The organism is Actinoplanes sp. NPDC051537 (assembly GCF_055586105.1).
This window is the reverse complement of the sequence record NZ_JBVJIU010000030.1, coordinates 54,045-76,617: the sequence shown is the minus strand read 5'-3', so window position 1 is coordinate 76,617 and position 22,573 is coordinate 54,045. Positions and strand designations below refer to the sequence as shown.

The 22,573-nt window shown below is 69.5% G+C and carries 25 protein-coding genes and 4 tRNA genes; 8 read left to right on the top strand and 21 right to left on the bottom strand.

Going from position 1 to position 22,573, the window contains the following annotated elements:
• Positions 1 to 57: 57 nt before the first annotated feature.
• The 16 genes from rpoB to ACZ6TB_RS46000 form a co-directional block, all read right to left on the bottom strand.
• Entirely contained in the window at positions 58 to 3,498 is a 3,441-nt protein-coding gene (rpoB, locus tag ACZ6TB_RS46075) for a DNA-directed RNA polymerase subunit beta (protein ID WP_465567315.1), read from the bottom strand.
• 631 nt (positions 3,499 to 4,129) lie between these two features.
• Positions 4,130 to 4,513, bottom strand: coding sequence for a 50S ribosomal protein L7/L12 (gene rplL / locus ACZ6TB_RS46070; RefSeq protein WP_465567312.1), 384 nt, complete (start codon positions 4,511 to 4,513; stop codon positions 4,130 to 4,132).
• A gap of 54 nt (positions 4,514 to 4,567) precedes the next feature.
• On the bottom strand, positions 4,568 to 5,113 hold the full coding sequence (rplJ, locus tag ACZ6TB_RS46065; RefSeq protein ID WP_465567310.1) for a 50S ribosomal protein L10: 546 nt from the start codon (positions 5,111 to 5,113) through the stop codon (positions 4,568 to 4,570).
• 278 nt (positions 5,114 to 5,391) lie between these two features.
• The gene (locus tag ACZ6TB_RS46060) at positions 5,392 to 6,072 is read right to left on the bottom strand and encodes a hypothetical protein (protein ID WP_465567307.1); all 681 of its coding nucleotides are present in this window, start codon (positions 6,070 to 6,072) and stop codon (positions 5,392 to 5,394) included.
• Positions 6,069 to 6,785 carry an ATP-binding cassette domain-containing protein gene (locus tag ACZ6TB_RS46055; RefSeq protein WP_465567306.1) on the bottom strand — a complete coding sequence of 239 codons (717 nt, stop codon included), beginning with the start codon at positions 6,783 to 6,785 and terminating at the stop codon, positions 6,069 to 6,071. The genes ACZ6TB_RS46060 and ACZ6TB_RS46055 overlap by 4 nt, the downstream gene beginning before the upstream one ends.
• A gap of 64 nt (positions 6,786 to 6,849) precedes the next feature.
• Positions 6,850 to 7,557 (bottom strand): 50S ribosomal protein L1, encoded by a 708-nt coding sequence (rplA, locus tag ACZ6TB_RS46050; protein ID WP_465567303.1) that lies wholly within the window; start codon positions 7,555 to 7,557, stop codon positions 6,850 to 6,852.
• A 63-nt stretch (positions 7,558 to 7,620) separates the two neighbouring features.
• A complete protein-coding gene (gene nusG, locus ACZ6TB_RS46045; RefSeq protein WP_465567301.1) occupies positions 7,621 to 8,382 on the bottom strand; it encodes a transcription termination/antitermination protein NusG in 762 nt (253 codons plus the stop codon).
• Between the two features lie 48 nt (positions 8,383 to 8,430).
• On the bottom strand, positions 8,431 to 8,811 hold the full coding sequence (gene secE, locus ACZ6TB_RS46040; RefSeq protein ID WP_465567299.1) for a preprotein translocase subunit SecE: 381 nt from the start codon (positions 8,809 to 8,811) through the stop codon (positions 8,431 to 8,433).
• Positions 8,812 to 8,917: 106 nt separating this feature from the next.
• Positions 8,918 to 8,990 (bottom strand) — tRNA-Trp (locus tag ACZ6TB_RS46035).
• A gap of 103 nt (positions 8,991 to 9,093) precedes the next feature.
• A complete protein-coding gene (locus tag ACZ6TB_RS46030; RefSeq protein WP_465567296.1) occupies positions 9,094 to 9,489 on the bottom strand; it encodes a MaoC/PaaZ C-terminal domain-containing protein in 396 nt (131 codons plus the stop codon).
• A gap of 2 nt (positions 9,490 to 9,491) precedes the next feature.
• The gene (locus tag ACZ6TB_RS46025) at positions 9,492 to 9,941 is read right to left on the bottom strand and encodes a MaoC family dehydratase N-terminal domain-containing protein (RefSeq protein WP_465567293.1); all 450 of its coding nucleotides are present in this window, start codon (positions 9,939 to 9,941) and stop codon (positions 9,492 to 9,494) included.
• 63 nt (positions 9,942 to 10,004) lie between these two features.
• On the bottom strand, positions 10,005 to 10,172 hold the full coding sequence (rpmG, locus tag ACZ6TB_RS46020; protein WP_433300593.1) for a 50S ribosomal protein L33: 168 nt from the start codon (positions 10,170 to 10,172) through the stop codon (positions 10,005 to 10,007).
• A gap of 100 nt (positions 10,173 to 10,272) precedes the next feature.
• A tRNA-Met gene (locus tag ACZ6TB_RS46015) sits at positions 10,273 to 10,345 on the bottom strand.
• Between the two features lie 47 nt (positions 10,346 to 10,392).
• A tRNA-Thr gene (locus tag ACZ6TB_RS46010) sits at positions 10,393 to 10,465 on the bottom strand.
• A 70-nt stretch (positions 10,466 to 10,535) separates the two neighbouring features.
• The gene (locus tag ACZ6TB_RS46005) at positions 10,536 to 13,070 is read right to left on the bottom strand and encodes a putative bifunctional diguanylate cyclase/phosphodiesterase (RefSeq protein ID WP_465567290.1); all 2,535 of its coding nucleotides are present in this window, start codon (positions 13,068 to 13,070) and stop codon (positions 10,536 to 10,538) included.
• A gap of 44 nt (positions 13,071 to 13,114) precedes the next feature.
• A complete protein-coding gene (locus ACZ6TB_RS46000) occupies positions 13,115 to 13,276 on the bottom strand; it encodes a hypothetical protein (RefSeq protein WP_465567288.1) in 162 nt (53 codons plus the stop codon).
• A 270-nt stretch (positions 13,277 to 13,546) separates the two neighbouring features.
• On the opposite strand from ACZ6TB_RS46000, the gene ACZ6TB_RS45995 reads away from it, so the two are divergent.
• Positions 13,547 to 13,864 (top strand): hypothetical protein, encoded by a 318-nt coding sequence (locus ACZ6TB_RS45995; RefSeq protein WP_465567285.1) that lies wholly within the window; start codon positions 13,547 to 13,549, stop codon positions 13,862 to 13,864.
• Here the strand turns inward: ACZ6TB_RS45995 and ACZ6TB_RS45990 are convergent.
• Genes ACZ6TB_RS45990 through ACZ6TB_RS45975 form a run of 4 tightly spaced genes read right to left on the bottom strand, consistent with a single transcriptional unit; the run spans position 13,861 to position 16,161 of the window.
• Positions 13,861 to 14,658, bottom strand: coding sequence for a sulfurtransferase (locus ACZ6TB_RS45990; RefSeq protein WP_465567282.1), 798 nt, complete (start codon positions 14,656 to 14,658; stop codon positions 13,861 to 13,863). The two genes, ACZ6TB_RS45995 and ACZ6TB_RS45990, sit on opposite strands and share 4 nt — an antisense overlap.
• A gap of 19 nt (positions 14,659 to 14,677) precedes the next feature.
• Entirely contained in the window at positions 14,678 to 15,313 is a 636-nt protein-coding gene (locus tag ACZ6TB_RS45985; RefSeq protein WP_465567279.1) for a LysE family translocator, read from the bottom strand.
• A gap of 14 nt (positions 15,314 to 15,327) precedes the next feature.
• Complete coding sequence (locus tag ACZ6TB_RS45980) at positions 15,328 to 15,636, bottom strand: hypothetical protein (protein WP_465567276.1); 309 nt, start codon at positions 15,634 to 15,636, stop codon at positions 15,328 to 15,330.
• A 30-nt stretch (positions 15,637 to 15,666) separates the two neighbouring features.
• Positions 15,667 to 16,161, bottom strand: coding sequence for a YajQ family cyclic di-GMP-binding protein (locus ACZ6TB_RS45975; RefSeq protein ID WP_465567273.1), 495 nt, complete (start codon positions 16,159 to 16,161; stop codon positions 15,667 to 15,669).
• A 150-nt stretch (positions 16,162 to 16,311) separates the two neighbouring features.
• Here ACZ6TB_RS45975 and ACZ6TB_RS45970 point away from each other — a divergent pair.
• Positions 16,312 to 16,392, top strand: a tRNA-Tyr gene (locus tag ACZ6TB_RS45970).
• A gap of 142 nt (positions 16,393 to 16,534) precedes the next feature.
• Here the strand turns inward: ACZ6TB_RS45970 and ACZ6TB_RS45965 are convergent.
• Positions 16,535 to 17,011 (bottom strand): GNAT family N-acetyltransferase, encoded by a 477-nt coding sequence (locus ACZ6TB_RS45965; protein WP_465567270.1) that lies wholly within the window; start codon positions 17,009 to 17,011, stop codon positions 16,535 to 16,537.
• 114 nt (positions 17,012 to 17,125) lie between these two features.
• Here ACZ6TB_RS45965 and htpX point away from each other — a divergent pair, with 114 nt between their 5' ends.
• The 6 genes from htpX to ACZ6TB_RS45935 all read left to right on the top strand — a co-directional run bounded on the left by htpX (position 17,126) and on the right by ACZ6TB_RS45935 (position 22,540).
• Positions 17,126 to 17,995: a zinc metalloprotease HtpX gene (htpX, locus tag ACZ6TB_RS45960; protein ID WP_465567268.1), complete on the top strand. Its 870-nt coding sequence runs from the start codon at positions 17,126 to 17,128 to the stop codon at positions 17,993 to 17,995.
• 134 nt (positions 17,996 to 18,129) lie between these two features.
• Complete coding sequence (locus ACZ6TB_RS45955; RefSeq protein WP_465567266.1) at positions 18,130 to 19,395, top strand: MFS transporter; 1,266 nt, start codon at positions 18,130 to 18,132, stop codon at positions 19,393 to 19,395.
• A 117-nt stretch (positions 19,396 to 19,512) separates the two neighbouring features.
• Complete coding sequence (locus ACZ6TB_RS45950; protein WP_465567263.1) at positions 19,513 to 19,968, top strand: DUF1707 SHOCT-like domain-containing protein; 456 nt, start codon at positions 19,513 to 19,515, stop codon at positions 19,966 to 19,968.
• A 9-nt stretch (positions 19,969 to 19,977) separates the two neighbouring features.
• Positions 19,978 to 20,988, top strand: coding sequence for an LLM class flavin-dependent oxidoreductase (locus ACZ6TB_RS45945; protein ID WP_465567262.1), 1,011 nt, complete (start codon positions 19,978 to 19,980; stop codon positions 20,986 to 20,988).
• A 35-nt stretch (positions 20,989 to 21,023) separates the two neighbouring features.
• Positions 21,024 to 21,866 (top strand): GNAT family N-acetyltransferase, encoded by an 843-nt coding sequence (locus ACZ6TB_RS45940; RefSeq protein ID WP_465567259.1) that lies wholly within the window; start codon positions 21,024 to 21,026, stop codon positions 21,864 to 21,866.
• Positions 21,863 to 22,540 carry an MOSC domain-containing protein gene (locus ACZ6TB_RS45935; RefSeq protein WP_465567256.1) on the top strand — a complete coding sequence of 226 codons (678 nt, stop codon included), beginning with the start codon at positions 21,863 to 21,865 and terminating at the stop codon, positions 22,538 to 22,540. The genes ACZ6TB_RS45940 and ACZ6TB_RS45935 overlap by 4 nt, the downstream gene beginning before the upstream one ends.
• The last annotated feature ends 33 nt before the right edge of the window (positions 22,541 to 22,573 follow it).

The window sequence follows — 22,573 nt, the reverse complement described above, 5'->3', positions numbered from 1 at the left end:
CTCGGGTGAATTCAAGGCCGGCGGGTGCGGCCCCTCCGAAGAGGGGCCGCAACTCCGTCAGATCTCTTCGACGCTGCTGACGCCCTCGTTCGGGCGTCGGGACAGGTCGATACCGAGTTCCTCCGCGGCCCGGAAGACCTCGTCGTCCGTCTCGCGCATCTCCAGGGCCACGCCGTCGCTGGAAAGCACCTCGACGTTGAGGCACAGCGACTGCAGCTCCTTGAGAAGCACCTTGAAGGACTCCGGGATGCCCGGCTCCGGGATGTTCTCGCCCTTGACGATGGCCTCGTAGACCTTCACGCGGCCGAGCACGTCGTCGGACTTGATGGTGAGCAGCTCCTGCAGCGCGTAGGCCGCGCCGTAGGCCTGCATGGCCCAGCACTCCATCTCGCCGAACCGCTGGCCACCGAACTGGGCCTTACCGCCCAGCGGCTGCTGCGTGATCATCGAGTACGGGCCGGTCGACCGGGCGTGGATCTTGTCGTCGACCAGGTGGTTCAGCTTCAGGATGTAGACGTAGCCGACCGAGATCGGGTCCGGCAGCGGCTCGCCCGAGCGGCCGTCGAACAGCTGCGCCTTGCCATCGCCGTTGACCAGCCGATTCCCGTCACGGTTGACGAGCGTCGACTCGAGGAGGCCCTTGATCTCCTCCTCCTGCGCGCCGTCGAAGACCGGGGTCGCGACGTTCGAGTCCTTGGGGGACTCGTGCGCCTCGATGGCCTTCAGCTGGCGCTTCCACTCGGCGTCGTCGCCCTCGACCGACCAGCCGGTCTTGGCGATCCACCCGAGGTGGGTCTCCAGGACCTGACCGATGTTCATACGCGAGGGCACACCGAGCGGGTTGAGCACGATGTCGACCGGGGTGCCGTCCTCGAGGAACGGCATGTCCTCGACCGGAAGGATCTTCGAGATGACGCCCTTGTTGCCGTGCCGGCCGGCGAGCTTGTCGCCGTCCTGGATCTTCCGCTTCTGCGCGACGTAGACGCGGACCAGCTCGTTTACGCCCGGGGGAAGCTCGTCGCCGTCCTCGCGGGAGAAGGTGCGGACGCCGATGACCGTGCCGGTCTCGCCGTGCGGAACCTTCAGCGAGGTGTCACGGACCTCGCGCGCCTTCTCACCGAAGATCGCGCGGAGCAGCCGCTCCTCGGGGGTGAGCTCGGTCTCGCCCTTGGGCGTGACCTTGCCGACCAGGATGTCGCCGGGGACGACCTCGGCGCCGATCCGGATGATGCCCCGCTCGTCCAGGTCCGCCAGCATTTCCTCGCTGACGTTGGGGATGTCGCGGGTGATCTCCTCCGGGCCGAGCTTGGTGTCCCGGGCGTCGACCTCGTGCTCCTCGATGTGGATCGAGGTGAGCACGTCCTGCTGCACGAGGCGCTGCGACAGGATGATCGCGTCCTCGTAGTTGTGGCCTTCCCAGCACATGAACGCGACGAGGAGGTTGCGGCCCAGGGCCATCTCACCCTCGTCGGTGCACGGGCCGTCGGCAATGACCTGGCCGGCCTCGACCCGGTCACCCTCGAACACGACCGGCTTCTGGTTGACGCAGGAGCCGGCGTTCGAGCGGCGGAACTTGTGCAGCAGGTAGGTACGGCGGTGACCGTCGTCCTGGTGGACCGTGACGTAGTCGGCGCAGAGGTCCTCGACCACGCCGCCGACCTCGGCCACGACCACGTCGCCGGCGTCGACCGCGGCACGGTACTCCATGCCGGTGCCGACCAGCGGCGCCTCGGCCTTGACCAGCGGAACGGCCTGACGCTGCATGTTCGCGCCCATGAGCGCGCGGTTGGCGTCGTCGTGCTCGAGGAACGGGATCATCGCGGTCGCGACCGAGGTCATCTGCCGCGGCGACACGTCCATGTAGTCGACCTGTGCACCGGGCACGTAGTCGACCTCACCGCCCTTACGGCGGACCAGGACGCGATCCTCGGCGAACGTGCCATCACTGCTCAGGACGGCGTTCGCCTGGGCCTTGATGTACCTGTCCTCCTCGTCGGCGGTCAGGTAGTGCACCTCGTCGGTGACGGTGCCGTCCTCGACCTTCCGGTACGGCGTCTCGATGAAGCCGAACGGGTTGACCCGCGCGAACGTCGAGAGCGCGCCGATCAGACCGATGTTCGGGCCCTCGGGCGTCTCGATCGGGCACATCCGGCCGTAGTGGGACGGGTGCACGTCACGAACCTCGAAGCCCGCCCGCTCACGCGACAGACCACCGGGGCCGAGCGCGCTCAGCCGGCGCCGGTGGGTCAGGCCCGCCAGCGGGTTGGTCTGGTCCATGAACTGCGACAGCTGCGACGTACCGAAGAACTCCTTGATCGCAGCCACCACCGGGCGGATGTTGATCAGGGTCTGCGGCGTGATCGCCTCGACGTCCTGCGTCGTCATGCGCTCGCGGACGACGCGCTCCATCCGGGACAGGCCGACACGGACCTGGTTCTGGATGAGCTCGCCGACGGTGCGCAGGCGACGGTTGCCGAAGTGGTCGATGTCGTCGGCCTCGTAGCCCTCCTCACCGGCGTGCAGCCGGCAGAGGTACTCGACCGTCTTGACGACGTCCTCTTCGGTCAGGACGCCCCGGTCGATCGGGACGTCGATCTCGAGCTTCTTGTTGAACTTGTACCGGCCGACCTTGGCGACGTCATACCGCTTCGGGTTGAAGAAGAGGTTGTCGAGCAGGGTCTGCGCGTTCTCCCGGGTCGGGGGCTCTCCCGGACGGAGCTTGCGGTAAATGTCGAGCAGGGCCTCGTCCTGCCCGGCGATGTGGTCCTTCTCGAGGGTGGTCATGAGCAGCTCGGACCAGCCGAACCGCTCCCGGATCTGGTCGGCCGACCAGCCGATCGCCTTGAGCAGGACGGTGACGGCCTGCCGGCGCTTCCGGTCGATCCGGACACCCACGGTGTCGCGCTTGTCGATGTCGAACTCCAGCCAGGCGCCCCGGCTGGGGATGACCTTGACGCTGGAGAGGTCGCGGTCGGAGGTCTTGTCCGGCTCCTTCGTGAAGTACACGCCCGGCGAGCGGACGAGCTGGCTCACCACGACGCGCTCGGTGCCGTTGATGACGAACGTCCCCTTGGGGGTCATCATCGGGAAGTCACCCATGAACACCGTCTGGCTCTTGATCTCGCCAGTCGTGTTGTTGGTGAACTCCGCGGTCACGAACAGCGGTGCGCAGTAAGTCAGGTCCTTCTCCTTGCACTCCTCGATCGAGGCCTTGACCTCGTCGAATCGCGGAGACGAGAAGGACAGCGACATAGTGCCGGAGAAGTCCTCAATGGGACTGATCTCTTCGAGGATCTCTGCGAGGCCCGAGTGGGCGTTCGTGTCGTCCGTCGACCGGGCCTGCCAAGCCTCGTTACCGACCAGCCAGTCGAAGGACTCGGTCTGGAGGGCCAGAAGGTTGGGGACCTCAAGTTGCTCGGTGATCCTGCCGAAAGAGACACGGCGGGGTGCGTAAGCGCTCGACGTACGGCTGGTCTTCGCAGGGCGGGAAGCTGCCAAGATGCGTCCTTCCGAGGACCGGTGCTGCTGATGCGGCTGCAGCTGCGGTATGCAACTGTTTGCGTTGCCCTCGTTTGTAGGCATTACAACGAGCCCCCAGGAAGTCATCCAGATGGATGTCCCGACAGGGCTCAAGACAGAAGGCAGCGCAAACTAGCAGTGTAGCCGCTCGGCTAACCGCTGTCCAGCCCACACCAGAGGGGGCCTGCGGAACGTGTCCCCGCGGCTGCCTGAGCTGGCCCTTTGCCTCGGGCCTCACTGCTCAGTGCCTCGTGCGGGGCCGCTCGGAACGCGGCATATCTCCCTCGGGTGCCGTCCACGTGTTACCCGTTGAACCTCGGGTTACCCGCGGGGCGGCCGTCGCAAGCGCGGAGAACTTGCTGATGTCAGCGTGCCTGTCAGCGGACACTCAGTCAAGGGCTCTGCCGCGGGTCGGACTCGCGACGCCGTCCGCCGGACGCGTCTTAGCGACCATACTCCATGCTTTGCCCGATTAAACCGACTTTGCCGGTCGGGTGGCCGACAGCCCGGCGCAAGGCTCCTACCAGGGACAATGCCCCCTAAAACGGGATGGCGGAGACCCGAACCCGGGTCTCCGCCATCCGCAAGAGAAAAGCTGTGGAGCCTTAGATCACTTGAGGGTGACCTTGGCGCCCTCGCCCTCGAGCTTGGCCTTGGCGGCCTCGGCCTTCTCCTTGTTGACACCCTCGAGGATCGCCTTGGGGGCGCTCTCGACGGCGTCCTTGGCCTCCTTGAGGCCCAGGCCGGTCAGCTCACGCACGACCTTGATGACCTGGATCTTCTTGCCACCGTCGCCCTCGAGAACGACGTCGAACGAGTCCTTCTCCTCCTCGACGGGAGCGGCGGCAGCGCCGCCGCCGGCGGCCGCGACGGCCACCGGAGCAGCCGCGGTGACCTCGAAGGTCTCCTCGAACTGCTTCACGAACTCGGACAGCTCGATCAGCGTCATCTCCTTGAACGCGTCGAGCAGCTCGTCGGTGCTGAGCTTCGCCATGTTAGGCAACCTTTCCTAGCTTTTGCGGTGAATGTCGTGCGGGTTCCACGTGGCTCAGGCCTCCGCGGAACCGTCCTTCTCGCGCTTCTCCTGCAGGGCGGCCGCGAGGCGCGCCACCTGCGACAGCGGGGCCTGGAACAGACCAGCCGCCTTGGTCAGGTTGCCCTTCATGGCGCCGGCCAGCTTGGCCAGCAGAACCTCACGGGACTCGAGGTCAGCGATCTTGTTGACCTCGTCGGCCGTGATCGCGCGACCCTCGAAGACACCGCCCTTGATGACCAGGACGGGGTGGGCCTTGGCGAAAGCCCGAAGGCTCTTGGCCGCCTCGACCGGGTCGCCGTTGATGAAGGCGAGCGCGGTAGGACCGGTGAACAGCGCGTCGAGACCCTCGATGCCCGCGTCGGTGGCCGCCCGCTTTGCGAGCGTGTTCTTCGACACGGAGTACTTGGTCTCCTTGCCGAGCGAACGCCGCAGCTCGGTGAGCTGCTTGACCGTGAGGCCGCGGTACTCGGTCAACACGGTGGCCGACGAGCCACGGAAGTTTTCGGTGAGCTCGGCAACGGCACTGGCCTTGTCGGCCCGGACCGGCTTGTCCGCCATGTCCCTCCTCTCTCAGTGCTCAAAGCCACTGGTCCGGGAGAAGGAACCGGAAAATGAGAAACGCCCCGGCGCAAGGGCACGGGGCGGCAGGAGGCTTTGAGGCCTGCGTATCGCGAACCGTTCTCCCCTGCGCGGGCGCCCGCATTAGGCGGGACCTTCGACCGCGACCCTCGCCTTGCGAGCGGTGGTTGCGGCGACCAGCGGTCTATGGGTGGAACTCCGACAACGAAGAGTACGCGGTCGGCCGCCCCGCACCAAATCGGGGCTCGGACGCCGGCTCAGGAGCGGGCGCGGCGCAGGCGGCCGTAGCCGGCGTAGGCGACGGCGCACCAGGCGGCCGCCCAGCTGGTCAGGCCGAGCAGGGTGGTGGCCGGCGGGACCGTGTCGCCGTTGAGGGCGCGGGCGGTGGCCATCACGGGTGGGACCAGCCACGGCGCGAACGAGCCGGTCAAGCCGAGCACCACCACCAGCACCGCGGCCACCGTGAGCACCGTCACACCCATCCGGACGCTGCCGGTGACGGCCCGGCTGGCCAGGGCGCCGACCGCCACCGCGGGCGGCACGGCGAGCAGGTGGGCCAGCACGCCGAGCGCTATGCCGCTGCCCAGGGCCGTCTCCGGGTCGATGCCGTGGAAGAGCCAGGGCGCCCCCATCGCGGCCGCACAGACGAGCAGGGACAGGATCAGGGCGCCCAGGATGCCGGCCACGCCCTCGCGGGCCGGGCCGACCGCGAGGCGGGCCAGGCGGCGCTGGACGTCGGGCTCCGTGTCGAGCAGGAGCTTGGTGAGCCAGGCGAGCACCGGGAAGAGGGCCGCTGCCGAATAGCCGTAGGCCACCGCGGCCGGGGACGCTCCCCCGCCGTAGATGATGCCGAGCTCGACCAGGACGGCGATCAGCGGCGGCAGCGCCCGGCCGCCGCGCACGAAGCCGGCCAGCCGCATCCACACCAGGGCGGTCATCGGGAACGCACCCCCAGGACGCGGAAGCCGGCGTCGCGCAGCTTGACGACCGTCTGGTCGGCCTCCGCCTCGTGCACCGCGACCTCCACCACGACCTCCCGGGCGGGAGCGTCCGTGAAGTCCAGCGTGCCCTCGGAGACCGTCCAGTGGATCGCGCCCGGCAGCGCGTCGATCTCGCCGCGATGGTCGCTGACCAGCACCGAGCCGCCGGCCGCGGTCACCTCGCCGACGATGCCGGGAATGAGCGTGCGGGCGACCGAGTCGAGGCCCTCCCAGGGCTCGTCGAGCACCAGCAGGCCGGGCCGGACGAGCAGAGCCTGGGCGAGACCGACCTTCTGCGCGGTGCCCTTGGAGAGGTCGGGCAGGCGGGTGCCGGCGTGCTCGGTCAGCAGCAGGCGCTCGATCCAGCGGTCGGCGGCGTGCGGATCGGTCACGCCCCGCACCCGGGCCATGCGCCGCAGATAGTCGCCCACGGTGAACGGCTGGTCGGCGGGGAACCGCTCGGGCACCCAGCCCACCACCGCCGGCCGGTCGAGGACCGCACCCCGCCCCGGCCGCAGCACGCCCGCGGCCAGCTGGAGCAGCGTCGACTTGCCGGCGCCGTTACGGCCCAGCACGACCACGGTGGCGCCGGGCTCGACCGAGGCGTTCAGCTCACGCAGGGTCCAGCCGGACCTCCGCGCGTACCGGAACCACACCTGCTCGAAACGCACGGCCGCAAGCGTGCCACAAGAAAAGCCCCCGGGATGTCCCGGGGGCTTTCCGACAAGCGAGTGATCACGCCTCGGGCTTGATGCCCTTCACGACGTTCGGGTCGACCTGGACGCCGGGGCCCATGGTCGTGGTGACGGTGACCTTCTTGAGGTACTTGCCCTTGGCCGCGGACGGCTTGGCCCGCAGCACCTCGTCGAGCACGGCCACGTAGTTGTCGACCAGCTGGTCCTCGGAGAACGAGGCCTTGCCGATGATCAGGTGCAGGTTCGAGTGCTTGTCCACCCGGAACGTGATCTTGCCGCCCTTGATCTCGTTGATCGCCTTGGTCACGTCCATGGTGACCGTGCCGGTCTTCGGGTTCGGCATGAGGCCGCGGGGGCCGAGGATACGAGCGATCCGGCCGATCTTGGCCATCTGGTCCGGCGTCGCGATCGCGGCGTCGAAGTCCAGCCAGCCGCCCTGGATGCGGGCGACGAGCTCGTCCGTGCCGACCTCGTCGGCGCCGGCCGCGACGGCCTCCTCGGCCTTCGCGCCCTGGGCGAAGACGATCACGCGGGCCGTCTTGCCGGTGCCGTGCGGCAGGTTGACCGTGCCGCGGACCATCTGATCGGCCTTACGCGGGTCGACGCCGAGGCGCATCGCGACCTCGACGGTGGCGTCGAACTTGGTCGGGCTCGTCTCCTTGGCCAGCTTGATGGCGTCGGACGGCTCGTAGAGCTTGGTGTGGTCGATGAGCTCGGCCGCCTTGCGGTAGCCCTTGCTGCGCTGCATGTTTCGTTACTCCTGTGGTAGATGGCGGGACCCCCGGAAGGGGCCCCTCCCACTGACTTACTGTCAGATCTTGGTGACCTGGTTGAAGTTCAGCTCCACCGGCGTCTCACGGCCGAAGATGGAGACCAGAACCTTCAACTTCTGCTGGTCGGCATTGATTTCGCTGATCGAGGCCGGCAGCGAGGCGAACGCGCCGTCGGTGACCGTGACCGAGTCGCCGACCTCGAAGTCGAGGACCTTGATCTCGGGCTTGGACTTCTTCTCCTCCTGCTCGACGGCCGGGGCGAGCCACTTGAGCACCTCGTCCAGCGAGAGGGGGGCGGGCCGGTCGACCCGGTCGGTGGCGCCCACGAAGCCGGTCACGCCGGGCGTGTTGCGGACGCAGGAGTACGACTCGGGGGTCAGATCCATCCGGACCAGGATGTAGCCCGGGAAGACCTTGTTGTTGACCTGCTGCCGCTTGCCGTTCTTGACCTCGACCTCTTCGCGGGTCGGCACCTCGACCTGGAAGATGAAGTCCTCCATGTCGAGGCTCGTGATCCGGGTCTCGAGGTTGGTCTTGACCTTGTTCTCGTAGCCGGCGTACGAGTGCACGACGTACCACTCGCCGGGGGCGTAGCGCAGCTTCTGCCGCAGCTCCTGCACCGGGTCGAAGTCTTCGTCGTCCTCGGGCGCAGGGTCGGCCTCGACCTCGGCCTCAGCCGCAGGCTCGGCCTCGTCCTCATCGGTGGTAACGGCGGCCTCGACCGACTCGTCGGTTTCCGCCGTGGCCACCGACGAGAGCTCGTCGGCGGACTGCGCGGTCTCGTCGTCGTACTCAGGCACGCTCGCTCACTTCCAGATATGTCTTCGAAGATCTCCGGCGGTGGCGGCTCAGCCGCCGAACGCCCAGAGGATGCCCTTGCCGAACGCGTAGTCCAGGACACCCACGATGGCGGTCATGACCGTCACGAACGCGATCACGATCGTGGTGTAGGTCAGCAGCTCCTTGCGCGTCGGCCAGATGACCTTACGCAGCTCGCTGACGACCTCACGGAAGAAACCACCGATGCGGCCGAAGAAGCCGGTGCGACGGATCTCCTTCTTGGCCTTCGGGGCGTCGCCCTTGGTCCGCTCGGCGACGGCGGTGCCGCCACGGCTTACCGGCTCGGCCTCGAGGTCGTCATCGGACTCCGCGTCATCGGCGACGGCGTCGTCAAACACCTCGTCGTCGGCCGGGTCGCCGGCGTCACCGGGTCGATTCCTCTCGGCCATGGCGCCCTACTTCCGTCATCGGTGGGTGGTGGTCCCCATCGGCGCTCGTCCGGCGCGGAGGTCGTGCGGACCGCTGTCCCGGGCGGGCACGTCTGGGAGAGTTGCGCAGGGGTGACAGGACTTGAACCTGCAGCCTGCGGTTTTGGAGACCGCTGCTCTGCCAATTGAGCTACACCCCTGTGCGAGGCCGATCACCCCATTCCTCGCGCAGGCGAGTTCAGGGGGTCACTTGCCCCACGGCGGACCAGTGTACGGGTAGACCCCGGGTTCGCCCAACCCGCCCTACCGTTTGCGCACGACCGCTTGCGCCAGGGACAGAACTTTCTCGCCCTGACACGTCGCGGTGAGCGCCAGCTTGGTGTTCCCGTCCTCGGTCTCGCCCTTGACGACGACGGTCACCACGACCTCGGTGCCCTCGTCGGTGTCGGGCACCGGGACCGGCCGGGCGAAGCGCACGCCGAACTCGACGACCGCGTCGGGCGCGCCGGCCCAGGCGGTCACGGCCCGGCCCACGAGGGCCATCGTGAACATGCCGTGGGCGATCACTCCGGGCAGGCCGACGCCGGTGGCGAAGCGCTCGCTCCAGTGGATCGGGTTGAAGTCGCCGGAGGCGCCGGCGTAGCGGACCAGGTCGGCCCGGGTGACCCGGAACGTCTGCGGCGCGAAAGCCTCGGACATCTCTACTCCTCCCCGCGCTGCACGAGCTTGGCCCAGACGGTCACGACGGGCTCGCCGGCCTCGGTCGTGACGACGCTGCGGGTGGTCATGAAGTCGTGGCCGCCCCGGGAGGTGATCTCCTCGACCGTGTTCACGCAGACCAGCGCGTCGCCGGCCACGATCGGGCGGGCGTAGGCGAACTTCTGGTCGCCGTGCACCACCCGGCTGTAGTCGATGCCCAGCTCCGGGTCTTCCACGATCTGCGCGTGGCTCGAGGCCATCGTGAGAATGATCGGGAAGGTCGGCGGAGCGACGACGTCGGTGTAGCCGATCGAGCGGGCCGCCTCGGGGTCGTGATACTCACGCTCGGTGGCGCCGATCGCGCGGGCGAACTCGCGGATCTTCTCGCGGCCGACGAGGTAGGGCTCGGTGGGCGGATAGCTTCGTCCGACGAAGGCTTGGTCGAGGGGCATGCCCACAAACTACTCTGCGCCGCCCGGATCATTCCGGACGGCGCAGTGTGCAGAAACTTGAGATCAGCGCGTCTCGCGGTGCAGGGTGTGCCGGCCGTCCCGCGGGCAGAACTTCTTCAGCTCGATGCGGTCGGGGTCGTTACGCCGGTTCTTCTTGGTGATGTAGTTCCGCTCCTTGCACTCCGTACACGCCAGGGTGATCTTCGGACGGACGTCGGTCGCCTTGGCCACGGCAAGGTGCCTTCCTGCTAACGGGTTTCCCTAACGGCATACCAGCGTAGATGACACCGGTGCCGATGTGCAAAACAGTGCTACTAGATAGTAGTGCTAGTAGCGGTGGCCGGACTTGAACCGGCGACACAGCGATTATGAGCCGCTTGCTCTGCCAACTGAGCTACACCGCCGAGCCAGGCTCAAGTCCAGCCGCGGCGGCGGGGAACGAACCCGGTAGAGCCCCCTTACGGAATCGAACCGTAGACCTTCTCCTTACCATGGAGACGCTCTGCCGACTGAGCTAAGGGGGCTTGCGCCAGCGATCTCTCGCTTGCGGCACGGGTAAGACTACACGGCCCGATGCGGGGGGTGAAATCGGGGTCAGATCACGGCCCGTAGGCGTCTAACCTCGCCGGTCGGGGTCGATTCCGGCTCGGTCTGGGCACTGAACCAGGCCTCCAGCCGCTCGTACGGCAGGGGGCGGGAGAAGAGATAGCCCTGGCCGATCTCGCAGCCCATCTCCTCGAGCAGGTCGAGCGTCAGCTCGCTCTCGACGCCCTCGGCCACCACCGTGAGACCGAACTCACGGGACAGGCTGATGACGGCCCGCACGATCGCGAGGTCGCCGGAGTCGGTCGCCATCCCCTGCACGAAGCTGTCGTCGATCTTCACCTCGTGCACCGGCCACTGGCGGAGGTACGACAACGACGACGCGCCCGTGCCGAAGTCGTCGACGCTGAGCCGGACCCCGAGGTCGCGCAGCCGGTAGAGGGTGGGCAGGACCCGCTCGATGTCGCCGAGCATCCCCGGCTCGGAGATCTCGAACGTCACCTGGGCCGGCGCCACCGCGTACCGCTCGAGCAGATCGGCGACCTGGTCGGGGAAACGGGAGTCGAGCAGCGTACGCACCGAGAGGTTGACCGCGATGGACAGCGGGCGATCGGCCTCGGCCCACTCCCGGCACCGGCGCAGGCCCTCGCTCAGGACCCGCTCGGTGAGCCGGGACAGCTGGCCGGTGTGCTCGGCGACCGCCACGAAGTCTTCCGGGGCGACCTCGCCGTGCGCCGCGTGCGTCCAGCGGGCCAGGCACTCGACGCCGACCAGATGGCGGTCGGCGAGCGTGACCTTGGGCTGGAAGTAGACGTCGAGCTCGTTGTTGTCGAGGGCCTTGCGCAGATCGGCCGCGATCCCGAGGCGACGGACCGCCCGGGATTCCAGCGCGGGGTGGAACAGCTGCACGCCGTACGGCAGCACCTTGGCCGCGTTGGCCGCCAGTTCCGCCCGTTGAATGAGCATCTCGGGGTCGCTGCCGTGATCGGGATAGACCGCCACCCCGACCGCCGTGTCGACGTCGAGGGTGAGCGTCCCGACCGTCATCGGCCCCCGCAGCTGCTCGCGCATCTCGGTCGCCAGCCGGACCGTCGCGTCGGTGCTCTCGGCCCGCAGCGTCACCACGAACTCGTCGCCGCCGATCCGGCCGACCAGCGCACCCGGGCCGGCGATGCCGCGCAGCCGCTCGGCCACCTCGGCGAGAAGCTTGTCGCCGGCCGGGTGGCCCATCGACTCGTTGACGTCGCGCTGACCGTCAACGTCGAAGAGCAGCACGCCGACCACGTCGTCCTCGGCCCGCACCTTGACCGACTCGGCGAGCGCGTCGGTGATCCGCCGCCGGTTGGGCAGCGCGGTCAGCCGGTCGTGGTAGGCGTCGTAGCGCAGGCGATCGACCAGTCGCGAGTTCTCCACCGCGACCGCGGCGTGGGTGGCGATGGTCTCGAGCACCTGGACGTCGGCGTCGCGGAAGCTGCGCGGGTCGCCGAGCCGGTTGAGCACCTCGAGGCTGCCGATCGTGGTCTGCCCCGACCGCAGCGGCACCACGATGGCGTCCTTGATCCGGGCTTCCCGCAGCGAGGTGCGCAGATCGGCGGTCTGCCCGAAGGCGGGGCCGACCGCGACCGTACGGCCGCCGGTGATCGCCCGCTCCCGGACCGCCGCCGGCGTGGGCGAGAGGTCGAGCAGGCCTTTGTTCTCCACCCTGGCGGTCAGCAGCACCTCGGGGTGCCGGCCCTGCGGCGCCAGCCAGAGCGTCGCGTACTCCGAGCGCATCAGCGTGCGGACGCGGTCGAGCAGCACGTCGGGCAGGGCGCCGTCGTCGCTGCCCTGCTCGCGGACGGCCTTGGTGAGCTCGTAGACGTCGGCCAGCGTGCGGTGCTGGCGGAAGAACTCGGAGAACGAGCGGAGCATCAGGATCAGCGCCGCGACCAGCACGCTGAGCAGGACCGCCGACCAGCTGGTGGCGACCAGCGCGACCAGGAAGACGAGGCCGATCACGATGTTGATGGCCGAGGTCAGCAACGGCGCCGCGGCGTTGCGCAGCGTGTCCTGCGCGGCGCGGAGGCCCTGCACCGAGGCCATCACGCCGGCGAAGCAGACCAGCTCGACGCCGAACTCGACGAGCATGGCCGTCGCGAGGATGCCCCACGTGCCGGGACCGGCGCCTTCGATGTCGGGCAGCGCGGCGATGACGAGCACCGCGGCCGCGAAGCCGGCCGCGGACTTGGCCACGTTGAACCACATCTTGGTCGGCACGATCACGGCCGACCGGATCACGCTCGTCAGGGCCACCGCCGCCGCCGAGACCAGGATGACCATGGTCGGGGGCAGGTAGTAGAGCGCCAGCAGGAACGGCACCTCGGCCACGACGATGCCGAAGGTGGTGCGGCGGACCACGACACTGAAGACGCCGACGTACGCGCTGCAGACACCGACCAGGGCGAGCAGGCCCCACGGCCAGTACGTGTACCACTTGGGGTCTTGGACCCAGAAGTAGACAGCCGTGATGATGGCGAAGACCGCCAACGGCCCGGTGATCAGCCACGCGTACTGCGCTGAACGCGGCGCTCTAGGACCCCTGGCCATCGCGCTCCTCGTCATCCAGCGCTGGTGCTATCGGAGGAGAGCCCTTACTCCCACTCGATGAGCAGAGTCTGGGCTTGGACGGCAGCCGTCGGGCTGGCCGACGCGTCGTCGGTGCTCGCCTGGGCTGCAGCCTGGCCGCCCAGGACGAGGGCAACGGCCAACGCGAAAACCACACCGGCGAACCGGCCCAGCTTTCTTGCAGACATCATCGACTCCTGCCACGCATTACACACTTCGGTGGGGGGTCACATGATGGTGCCACACCCGGTGTGCGACAGGCAGTGTCCAACGGCGGGTCGAAGCCACACATACCGAAATCCTGACCGAACGGCTGAGGTACGCCCGCAATTCAACCTCGCAAAATTGACGCCTTTGCACCCGATATAAGCGGAGAAATGAGGGCGTTTCGCGTCACGACGCCTTCGTCCCGTCAAGATCACTTGACGTCAGGGAGGCCTGACGCAAAACTGGCCGCCATGGCCGTCTCACCCGTGTCACCGGACGAACTGGAGAGTCAGCACACGCTTTCCACCGCCACAACGAGATATGACGAGCTTCGGATGCGGGAGGCGCTCGCCGCGATCCCCGGCGACACTCCCCCGCTGAGCCAACAGGAGGCGCTGGAGATGCTGGCGCTGAGCGAAGTGGTCATTCGCAAGGCGGGCTACGGACGGCAGGCGATGGTGCGGGCGGCGCGGGGCGCGGGGGCCTCGTGGACCCAGATCGGCACGGCACTGGGCAGCACGAAACAGGCGGCCTGGGAGGCGTACAACCGCGGGCTGGAAGACCTTTAGCTCCCGGTGGCGGCCGGCCGGTCGGTGGCGCTGTACTGCGACCACGAGCCCGGGTAGAGCCGCCCGGGCGCGAAGCCGGCCCGCTCGAGCGCCAGCAGGTTGTGGCAGGCGGTCACGCCCGAGCCGCAGTAGGAGATGACCTCCGCGCCGTCGGTCACGCCGACCGAGACGAACCGCTCGCGCAGCGCCTGCGGTGACAGGAAACGGCCGCTCGCGTCCACATTCTCCCGGCAGGGCACGCTGCGGGCGCCGGGGATGTGCCCCGCCCGCGGGTCGATCGGCTCGGTCTCGCCGCGGAATCGCTCCGCCTGCCGGGCATCGATCACGACCTTGCCGCCGACCGCGTCCTCGATGCTCGCGAGGCGGTCGCTCGGCCACGGCCTCGCGGTGAAGACCTTCGGCTCACGCTGGGTGATTTCGGTTTCGAGCCTTCCCCCGTACGTGTTGAGCCCGCCGTCGAGCAGCGCGGCCTCATGCCCGGTGGCCCGCAGCATCCAGACGAGCCGGGCGGCCATCACGCCCCCGGCGTCGTCGTAGGCGATCACGATGTCCTCGTCGCCCACGCCGAGCGCGGCCATGCTCGCCGCGAACGCCTCGGGCGCCGGCAGCGGATGCCGGCCCTCCCCCGGCCCCGCGTGCGCCGCGAGGTCGGTGTCCATGTCGACGAAGATCGCGCCTGGCAGGTGCCCGCCCTGGTACGCCGCCCGCCCGGACCGCCCGTCCAGGTAGTAGCGGACGTCGGCCGGCACCATGTACGGCTTCAGCTGGTCGAGCCCGACCACCGGATCGATCACGACGTTCTCCTTCTGGTTCTCAGTTGCTGCTCAACCCGAGCTTGACCCCGAACCCGAGCAGGACCGCACCCGTGCCGCCGTCGACCGCGCGCCGCACCGACCGCCGCTTGAGGTACCCGCGCAGCGCCCCCGCGCCCATGATGATCGCGCTGAACCACAGGATCCCCTCCACGTCGTGGACGAGCGCCAGCAGCACCCCGACCGCCAGCGGCGACGCGCCATGCGGGATGAACTGCGGCAGCACCGCCACGTAGAAGGCGCCGACCTTGGGGTTCAGCAGGTTGGTGAACAGGCCGCGCCCGAACGTGCTCCAGAAGGTCGGGGCGGCCGGCGCGCTCGCCACCGGATCGTCCTTGCCGCCGCGGCGCAGCGCCCCCGCGACCATCCGGACACCGAGATAGATCATGTACGCCGCGCCGGCCGCGCGCAGGACCGTGTAGGCGACCTCGGAGGCGGTCAGCAGGGCCGACACCCCGACCGCGGCGGCCGCGCCCCAGGTGAGCGCCCCGGTGCCGACCCCCAGCGCGGTGGCGAAGGCGGGGCCCCGGCCCATCGTCACGGCCGCCCGCAGCACGAGCGCCGTGTCGAGGCCCGGGGTGATCGTCAGCAGGGCGCCCAGGAGCGCGAACGAAAGAACGGCGTGCGTCAGGTCCACACGCCGTTCTTACCTCATTTGTGTCCCACGGTGCGCCGGCGATGCCCGCGTGGGCGGAACCGGACCATCGCGACGCCGACCAGCACGACCGCCGCCACGGCGGTCAGCAGCGCCACCACGCCCTGCCGCAGCACGACGCCGAGCACGACCAGCGCGAGCCCCAGCCCGAAGAGCAGGTGGTAGTAGCCCGCCTCGCGCACGCTGCGGAAGGCCCGGCTCGTGGCGTCCGGCGCCCGGCCGGTGATCAGCATCCCGGCGCCGAACACCACCAGCGCGATCCCGGCCACCCCGCCGACGACCATGGTCCACGTACTGGTGCTCATGCACCCAGTCTGCCGCCGGCGAGCGGCCCGTCAGCGGTAATTCGTGAACTGGAGCGCGACGCCGAAGTCCTCGGCCTTGAGCAGGGAGATGACCGCCTGCAGGTCGTCCCGCTTCTTGCCGGTGACCCGCAGCTGGTCGCCCTGGATCTGGGCCTGCACGCCCTTGGGGCCCTCGTCGCGGATCTTCTTGCTGATCGCCTTGGCCTTGTCGGTCTCGATCCCCTCGATCACCTTGCAGTCGATCTTGTAGGTCTTGCCCGACTGGCGCGGCTCCCCCGCGTCCAGCGACTTCAGCGAGATGTTCCGCTTGACGAGCTTCTCCTTGAACACGTCGAGCGCCGCGGCGGCGCGCTCCTCGGTCTCGGACGTGATGGTGAAGCCGTTCTCACCCGATTTGGCGACCCCGGTGCCGGTGCCCCGGAAGTCGAACCGGGTGCCGAGCTCCTTCTCCGCCTGGTGGAACGCGTTGTCGACCTCCTGGCTGTCGACCTTGCTCACAATGTCGAAGGACGGGCTGGCTGCCATGATCAGACTCCTGCGGGCTTTGCGTACGTCGATGTATGCGGAGGGCCACGACCCGACCCCCGACATGCCGACCGTACCCGGTTGCGGAGTCGCCCGGCGGAACGGCTATCCTGTTGTCCGCTGCTGCGGGAGACCGCAGGAGTGTGCCCAGGCGGGTTGCCCGAGCGGCCAATGGGAGCGGACTGTAAATCCGTCGCGAAAGCTTCGAAGGTTCGAATCCTTCACCCGCCACCGGGAGTCAAAAGAGGCCCTTGACCATGCTGAACGCTGGTCAAGGGCCTCTTTCGTCGGTCACGGCGATCGAGGTCCAGGACGAAGGGCTGACCATCGTCTCGCGCGGGGCCGTCGGAGCCACCGGCCGAGCGGTTGTGGGTCAGTCGTCGAGGCGGAGGATTGTCTCCTCGATGTCGGCGGAGCGGCCCCGGGCGTACGACACCTCTGTTCTTTGGGTTTTGAAGCCCGCCTTCCGCAAGACGTGCAGGGAGCCGGCGTTGTCGCTGGCCGCCCTTGCGTGCAGGGGGCGCTCGCGCATCGACTCGAGGAAGAGGCCGACGGCCCGGCTGGCGATGCCCTGGCCCCAGAGCGCGCGGTCGATCCAGTACGTCAGCTCGGTCTCGCCCTCCATGACGAAGCTCGAGACGCTGCCGGCGATGGCGCCGTCGACGGTGATCACCCGGTAGGTGATCTCCGGGTCCGTGCGGAGGCGGGCCAGGTGGGCGTCGAAGCGGGGCCGGTCGGTGGGGTCCTCGGGGGTGAAGGCGGCCATCTTCACCGACTCCGGGTCCTGCATCATCCGGAACAGGGCGTCGGCGTCGTCGTCGACCAGGGGGCGCAAGGCGATCACTGCCATGCGCGGAGGTTAGCGCTTGTTCAGCGAACTCACAGCCCCCGGCGGATGAAAGCGCAGGCCGGCGGCGTTCTTGAGGGTGCGCGCCCGCACGGGCCGCAGGCAAAAGGAGTTGTTGTGTCCAGCCATCACAACGGCCTCAAGACGGCCGCCCTGCTCGGTCTGCTCAGCGGTTTGATCCTGGCCGTGGGCTATTGGCTCGGTGGCAGCGCCGGGCTGGTGATCGCGGTGGTCATCTCGCTCGGGATCAACGCGTTCAGCTACTTCTACTCCGACAAGCTCGCGCTGCGGGCGATGCGGGCCCAGCCGGTCAGCGAGGCCCAGTTCCCGGCGCTGTACCAGATGGTGCGGGAGCTCTCCGGCGCGGCGGGACAGCCCATGCCGCGGCTGTACGTGTCGCCGGCCCAGCAGCCGAACGCGTTCGCGACCGGGCGGAACCCGCAGCACGCGGCCGTGGCCGTGACGGTCGGCATCACCCAGCTGCTCGACCGGCGTGAGCTGCGGGCGGTCATCGGGCACGAGCTGTCGCACGTCTACAACCGGGACATCCTGATCTCCAGTGTCGCCGCCGCGCTGGCCGGCATCGTGACGATGTTCGCGCAGCTGGCGATCTTCCTGCCGCTCGGCGGGTCGGACGACGATGACGGCCCCAACCCGGCGTCGCTGCTGCTGATGCTGATCCTCGGCCCGCTGGCCGCCTCGATCATCCAGCTCGCGATCAGCCGGAACCGGGAGTACCAGGCCGACGCCTCCGGCGCCCAGCTCACCGGCGACCCGCTGGCCCTGGCCAGCGCGCTCGAGAAGATCCAGTACGGCGCGCAGCGGCTGCCGTTGCCGGCCGACGGGCAGCTCACCAGCGCCGCCCACCTGATGATCGCCAACCCGTTCCGGAGCGGCGGCATCTCGGCCCTGTTCTCGACCCACCCGCCGATGGCGCAGCGGATCGCCCGCCTGCGCGAGATGGCGGGGGCCGTCCAGGTCCGCTGACCTCGAACGCCGAGGGCCGCCCCGAGCACGAGGGGCGGCCCTCGGCCTGTGTTTCGCGCCACCGGCACCGAGTGACGGCCCCCGGCGGCGTTAGGGTCGATCCCCGGATCGGTCGTTACAAGGAGGATGAACAAGTGACCGCGTTGCGTCAGTACCTTGGCGTATGGCGGCTCCCCGGCGGACGGACCCTGCTGAGCGTGGGGATCCTGGCCCGGCTGGGCATCGGCATGACCCCGCTCGCGCTGCTGCTGCTCGTCCAGCAGACCACCGGCCGCTACTCGTCGGCCGGCCTGGCCGGCGGCCTCTACGCCCTGGCCGGCGCCGCCGTGAGCCCGATCGCGGGCCGCCTCGCCGACCGGATCGGCCCGGCGCCGATCCTGCTGGGGACCTCGATCGTGCACCCGCTCGCGCTGCTCGCCCTGGTGCTGACCAGCCGCGGCGGCGAGCCCGCGCTGCCCTGGATCTTCGTGGCCTCGGCCGTCGCCGGCGCCACCTATCCGCCGCTGACCGCGGCCATCCGGCGCGGCTGGAACAACATGACCGAGGTCGGCGGCGGGCAGCACCATCTGCGCGGCGCCGCCCTGGCCGCCGAGACGTCGCTGTTCGAGCTGGTCTTCGTGCTCGGCCCGATGCTGGTCTCGGCCCTGGTCGTCATCACCCACCGGCCGGCCACGGCCCTGGTCGGCGCCGCGGTCGCGACGTTCGTGGGCACGGCGTGGATCTCCCGGCTGCCGGTGATGCGGCGCCGGCCCGCGCACGCCGTCGAGAACGCCGCCAGGGGCCTCGGGCCGCTCCGGTCGGGCGGCTTCCCGGCGCTGCTGATCTGCGTGGTGGCGCTGGGCATGGCGTTCGGCGCGGCCGGGGTGATCGTCCCGGCCTACGCGAACCAGCACGGCGGCGGCGACGGCCTCGGCGGCGTGCTGCTCGGCATCTGGGGCGTGGGCAGCGCGATCGGCGGCATCTGGTTCGGCACCCGCAAGCCGGCCATGGCGCTCCCGAGGCAGTTCGCCTGGCTGCTCGGCGCGGTGGCGGTGAGCTTCCTGGTGCTGACCGTGATGCCGAGCCCGCTCTGGCTGGGCATGGCCCTGGTGCTCGGCGGCGCGACCATCGCCCCGGCGCTGACCGTGGAGAACACGCTGGTCGGGCGCCTGGCCCCGGCCGCGATGCTCAATGAGGCGTACACCTGGATGGTCACCGTCTCGGTGGGCGGCAGCGCGGCCGGCGGCGCGGTGGCGGGCGCGATCGTGGATCAGCCGGGCGGGCTGCCCTGGTCGTTCGTCTTCGCCGGGAGCGTGCTGGCGATCGGGGCGCTGGTGGCCGCGGTGCCGCAGGGGTCGATCGCGCGGGCGGACCGCCGGGCGGAAGACCGCCTGCGGGAAGCGATTGCCGCGGAGGCATAGCGCCACTCCTCGCCGGTCTCGGTGAGCCGCGATTTCATGGTTTTCCCCCCTGCCGATCGATGGTCCGCCTCGGTTAGCCTGGCCCCAATTCCGTGGGGTACGCAGAGGGAGTGTCCGATGGGGAACGAGGGCCGGACCGAGGTCGAGCGTCTCCGGGCGGCCGACTCCGATCGCGAAAAGGTCGCCGAGCAGCTCAAGGCCGCGCTCGATGAGGGTCGGCTCTCGCTGCAGGAGTACGACGATCGGGTGCGCGAGGCGTACGCGTCGAAGACGTATCAGGAACTGCTGGTCCTGCTCACCGACCTGCCCAAGCCCGGGCTCAGCGCCACCGAGGTGGCGGCCAAGCGGCAGGCCCGGGCCCGGCGCGAGGCCCGGCGCATGCCCACGGCGCTGCTCGTGCTCTGGACCATCTGGGCCTCGCTCACGGTGGTCAACCTGGTCGTCTTCGGCCTGCTGTCGGCGACGGTCGAGACCGAGATCTACCCCTGGCCGGTCTGGATGATCGTGCCCGGCGCGGCGCTCGCGGCGGTGACCGTGGGCGTGCAAGCGATCCGCCACCAGCAACGACGTTAAAGTCGGAGCATGCGCGTCCCACTCTCCGTGCTGGATCTGGCCACCGTTCCCGAGGGGCACACCAGCGCCGATGCGTTGCGCGGCACCATCGAGATCGCGAAGACGGCCGACGAGTTGGGCTATGCCCGGTTCTGGGTGGCCGAGCACCACAACATGCCGGCGGTGGCGTCCACGTCCCCGCCGGTGCTGATCGCGGCCGTCGCGTCGAACACCGATCGCATCCACGTCGGCTCGGGCGGGGTGATGCTGCCCAACCACATGCCGTTCGTGGTCGCCGAGCAGTTCGCGCTCCTCGAGGCGCTTCACCCGGGGCGGATCGATCTCGGTATCGGGCGGGCGCCGGGCACCGACCAGGCGACGGCGGCGGCCCTGCGCGGCGTCTCGCCGTACCTGACCGTCGAGCAGTTCCCGGAGCATCTCCAGACGCTGCTGGCGCTGCTCGGCGACGACCGGATCGACCCGGGGAGCGCGGCCCGGCTGCAGGCCACGCCGGCCCCCGCGAGTCATCCCGAGGTGTGGATGCTGGGCTCCTCGACGTACGGGGCGCAGGTCGCGGCCGCGCTCGGGCTGCCGTTCTGCTACGCGTACCACTTCGCGATGAGCTCCGATGTGGACGCGGCGCTGCACCTCTACCGGTCGGGGTTCAAGCCGTCGCCGCGCCATCCGGCGCCGCACGTGATGGTCAGCGCGTCGGTGATCGCGGCGGAGACGACCGACGAGGCGCAGTTCCTCGCCGGGCCCAGCCGGATCATGGCGTTGAGCCTGCGCACCGGGCGGCTCGGGCCGATCGTGTCGCCGTCCGCGGCGGCGGCGGTCGAGCTGTCGGATCTCGACCGGGCGACGCTCGACTCGCTGCCGGGCACCCAGTTCGCGGGGACCGCCGAGGAGGTGGTCGAGGCGCTGGACGAGCTGGTCGCGCGCACCGGGGCGGACGAGTTGATCCTGGCCGGGACGGTTCACGACCCGGCTACCCGGCAGGACACGCTGGTGCGGATCGCCAAGGTGTGGGGCCTTATTTAGGTGCGTCGACGGCTTTTGTTGGCAAGGATGGGGCGATGACCTGGGAGCTGACCGAGGACGTCGAGCACTTCGCCGCCACGGCGGGCTCATTCCTGCGGAGCAGGCCGGTCGAGCACACCGTTCTTCTCACGCTGGTCGACAACTTGCGGCGGCGGGGATTGCGGACGTACGGGTCGGAAGCCCCGATTTTCGGCTGGTGGCGCGACGATGCGGGTGCGGTCTCGGGCGTCCTGTTGCAGACGCCACCGCGCGCGGTGCTCTTCAGCGGGCTCCCCGCCGAGGCCGTGCCGGCGGCGGTTTCGGCGCTCGCCGGCCGTCCGGTGCCCGGCGTGAATCTGCTGGCCGACCAGGCCCCGGTCTTCGTCGAGGGCTGGCAGCGTCTCACCGGCGCTTCCGCGTCGCCTCGTTTGCGGGTCAGGTTGTATCTGCTGGACATCTTGGACAAATCAGACTTGTCGTCCGGGCGGGCGCGGGCGGCGGTGGAGGCCGACCGGCCCCTGCTGCTGCGGTGGTACGACGAGTTCCACGAGGCGATCAACGACGGGCCGCCCGGGGATGCCGCGTCGGATGTCGACGAGCGGCTCGCGTACGGGGGAATCACGCTCTGGGAAGTTGACGGGAAGCCGGTGTCGATGGCCGCCCGGTCACGCCTCGAATCGGGCATGGTCCGCGTGCAGATGGTCTACACGCCGGCGGACCTGCGCGGCCGGGGCTACGCGGGCGCGGTCACCACCGACGTCAGCCGCCAGGCGCTCGACCTCGGCGCGACCTCGGTGGTGCTCTTCACCGACCTCGCCAACCCCACCAGCAACGGGCTGTACCAGCGGCTCGGTTACCGTCCCGTCGAGGACCGAGTGATGATGGAGTTCACCTCATGACCGACGGCAAGGTGCTCACCGTGAACGTCGGGGTGCCCCGCTCCAACCCGGCGAAGAAGCTGGCGATGACCGGCATCGACAAGCGCCCGGTCGACCATCCGGTGTACGTGCGCGCCCCCGGCCCGAAGACGACCGGCCTGCACAGCGGCCTGGTCGGCGACCCGATCGGCGACATCAAGCACCATGGCGGCGACGACCAGGCGGTCTACGCGTACGCCCGCGAGGACTACGACTGGTGGGAGGCGGAGCTCGGCCGCCAGCTGGCCCCCGGCGCCTTCGGCGAGAACCTCACCACGCTGGGCCTCGACCTCCGCGGCGCCCTGATCGGCGAGATCTGGCGGGTGGGTCCCGAGCTCGAGCTGCAGCCCACGTTCGGCCGCATCCCGTGCGCGACGTTCCAGGCCCGCATGGAAGAGCCGCGCTGGCTGAAACACTTCACCCAGGTGAACCGCACCGGCGCCTACCTACGAGTGCTGGCCCCGGGCCACGTCCGAGGTGGCGACGAGATCACGATCGTCCACCGGCCGGCCAAGAGCGTGAGCATCGCCGAGGCGTTCGGCATCTACATGTCGGATCCGGGGTCGCTGGCCCGCTTGCTGGACGCCGAGGCCCTGCCGGTGGGCCTCCGCGAAGAGATCAACGACCGCCTCACCCGGGTGGCCCCGAAGGGCTGACGCCGCTTGGCACCGCTGGGCGTTCAGCACCGG

Coding starts and splice junctions, on each gene's coding strand:
- rplL (WP_465567312.1), bottom strand. CDS start 4,513: ATGGCGAAGCTCAGCACCGACGAGCTGCTCGACGCGTTCAAGGAGATG.
- rplJ (WP_465567310.1), bottom strand. CDS start 5,113: ATGGCGGACAAGCCGGTCCGGGCCGACAAGGCCAGTGCCGTTGCCGAG.
- ACZ6TB_RS46060 (WP_465567307.1), bottom strand. CDS start 6,072: ATGACCGCCCTGGTGTGGATGCGGCTGGCCGGCTTCGTGCGCGGCGGC.
- rplA (WP_465567303.1), bottom strand. CDS start 7,557: ATGCAGCGCAGCAAGGGCTACCGCAAGGCGGCCGAGCTCATCGACCAC.
- secE (WP_465567299.1), bottom strand. CDS start 8,811: ATGGCCGAGAGGAATCGACCCGGTGACGCCGGCGACCCGGCCGACGAC.
- ACZ6TB_RS46030 (WP_465567296.1), bottom strand. CDS start 9,489: ATGTCCGAGGCTTTCGCGCCGCAGACGTTCCGGGTCACCCGGGCCGAC.
- ACZ6TB_RS46025 (WP_465567293.1), bottom strand. CDS start 9,941: ATGCCCCTCGACCAAGCCTTCGTCGGACGAAGCTATCCGCCCACCGAG.
- ACZ6TB_RS46005 (WP_465567290.1), bottom strand. CDS start 13,070: ATGGCCAGGGGTCCTAGAGCGCCGCGTTCAGCGCAGTACGCGTGGCTG.
- ACZ6TB_RS46000 (WP_465567288.1), bottom strand. CDS start 13,276: ATGTCTGCAAGAAAGCTGGGCCGGTTCGCCGGTGTGGTTTTCGCGTTG.
- ACZ6TB_RS45995 (WP_465567285.1), top strand. CDS start 13,547: ATGGCCGTCTCACCCGTGTCACCGGACGAACTGGAGAGTCAGCACACG.
- ACZ6TB_RS45980 (WP_465567276.1), bottom strand. CDS start 15,636: ATGAGCACCAGTACGTGGACCATGGTCGTCGGCGGGGTGGCCGGGATC.
- ACZ6TB_RS45975 (WP_465567273.1), bottom strand. CDS start 16,161: ATGGCAGCCAGCCCGTCCTTCGACATTGTGAGCAAGGTCGACAGCCAG.
- ACZ6TB_RS45965 (WP_465567270.1), bottom strand. CDS start 17,011: ATGGCAGTGATCGCCTTGCGCCCCCTGGTCGACGACGACGCCGACGCC.
- ACZ6TB_RS45950 (WP_465567263.1), top strand. CDS start 19,513: ATGGGGAACGAGGGCCGGACCGAGGTCGAGCGTCTCCGGGCGGCCGAC.
- ACZ6TB_RS45945 (WP_465567262.1), top strand. CDS start 19,978: ATGCGCGTCCCACTCTCCGTGCTGGATCTGGCCACCGTTCCCGAGGGG.
- ACZ6TB_RS45940 (WP_465567259.1), top strand. CDS start 21,024: ATGACCTGGGAGCTGACCGAGGACGTCGAGCACTTCGCCGCCACGGCG.
- ACZ6TB_RS45935 (WP_465567256.1), top strand. CDS start 21,863: ATGACCGACGGCAAGGTGCTCACCGTGAACGTCGGGGTGCCCCGCTCC.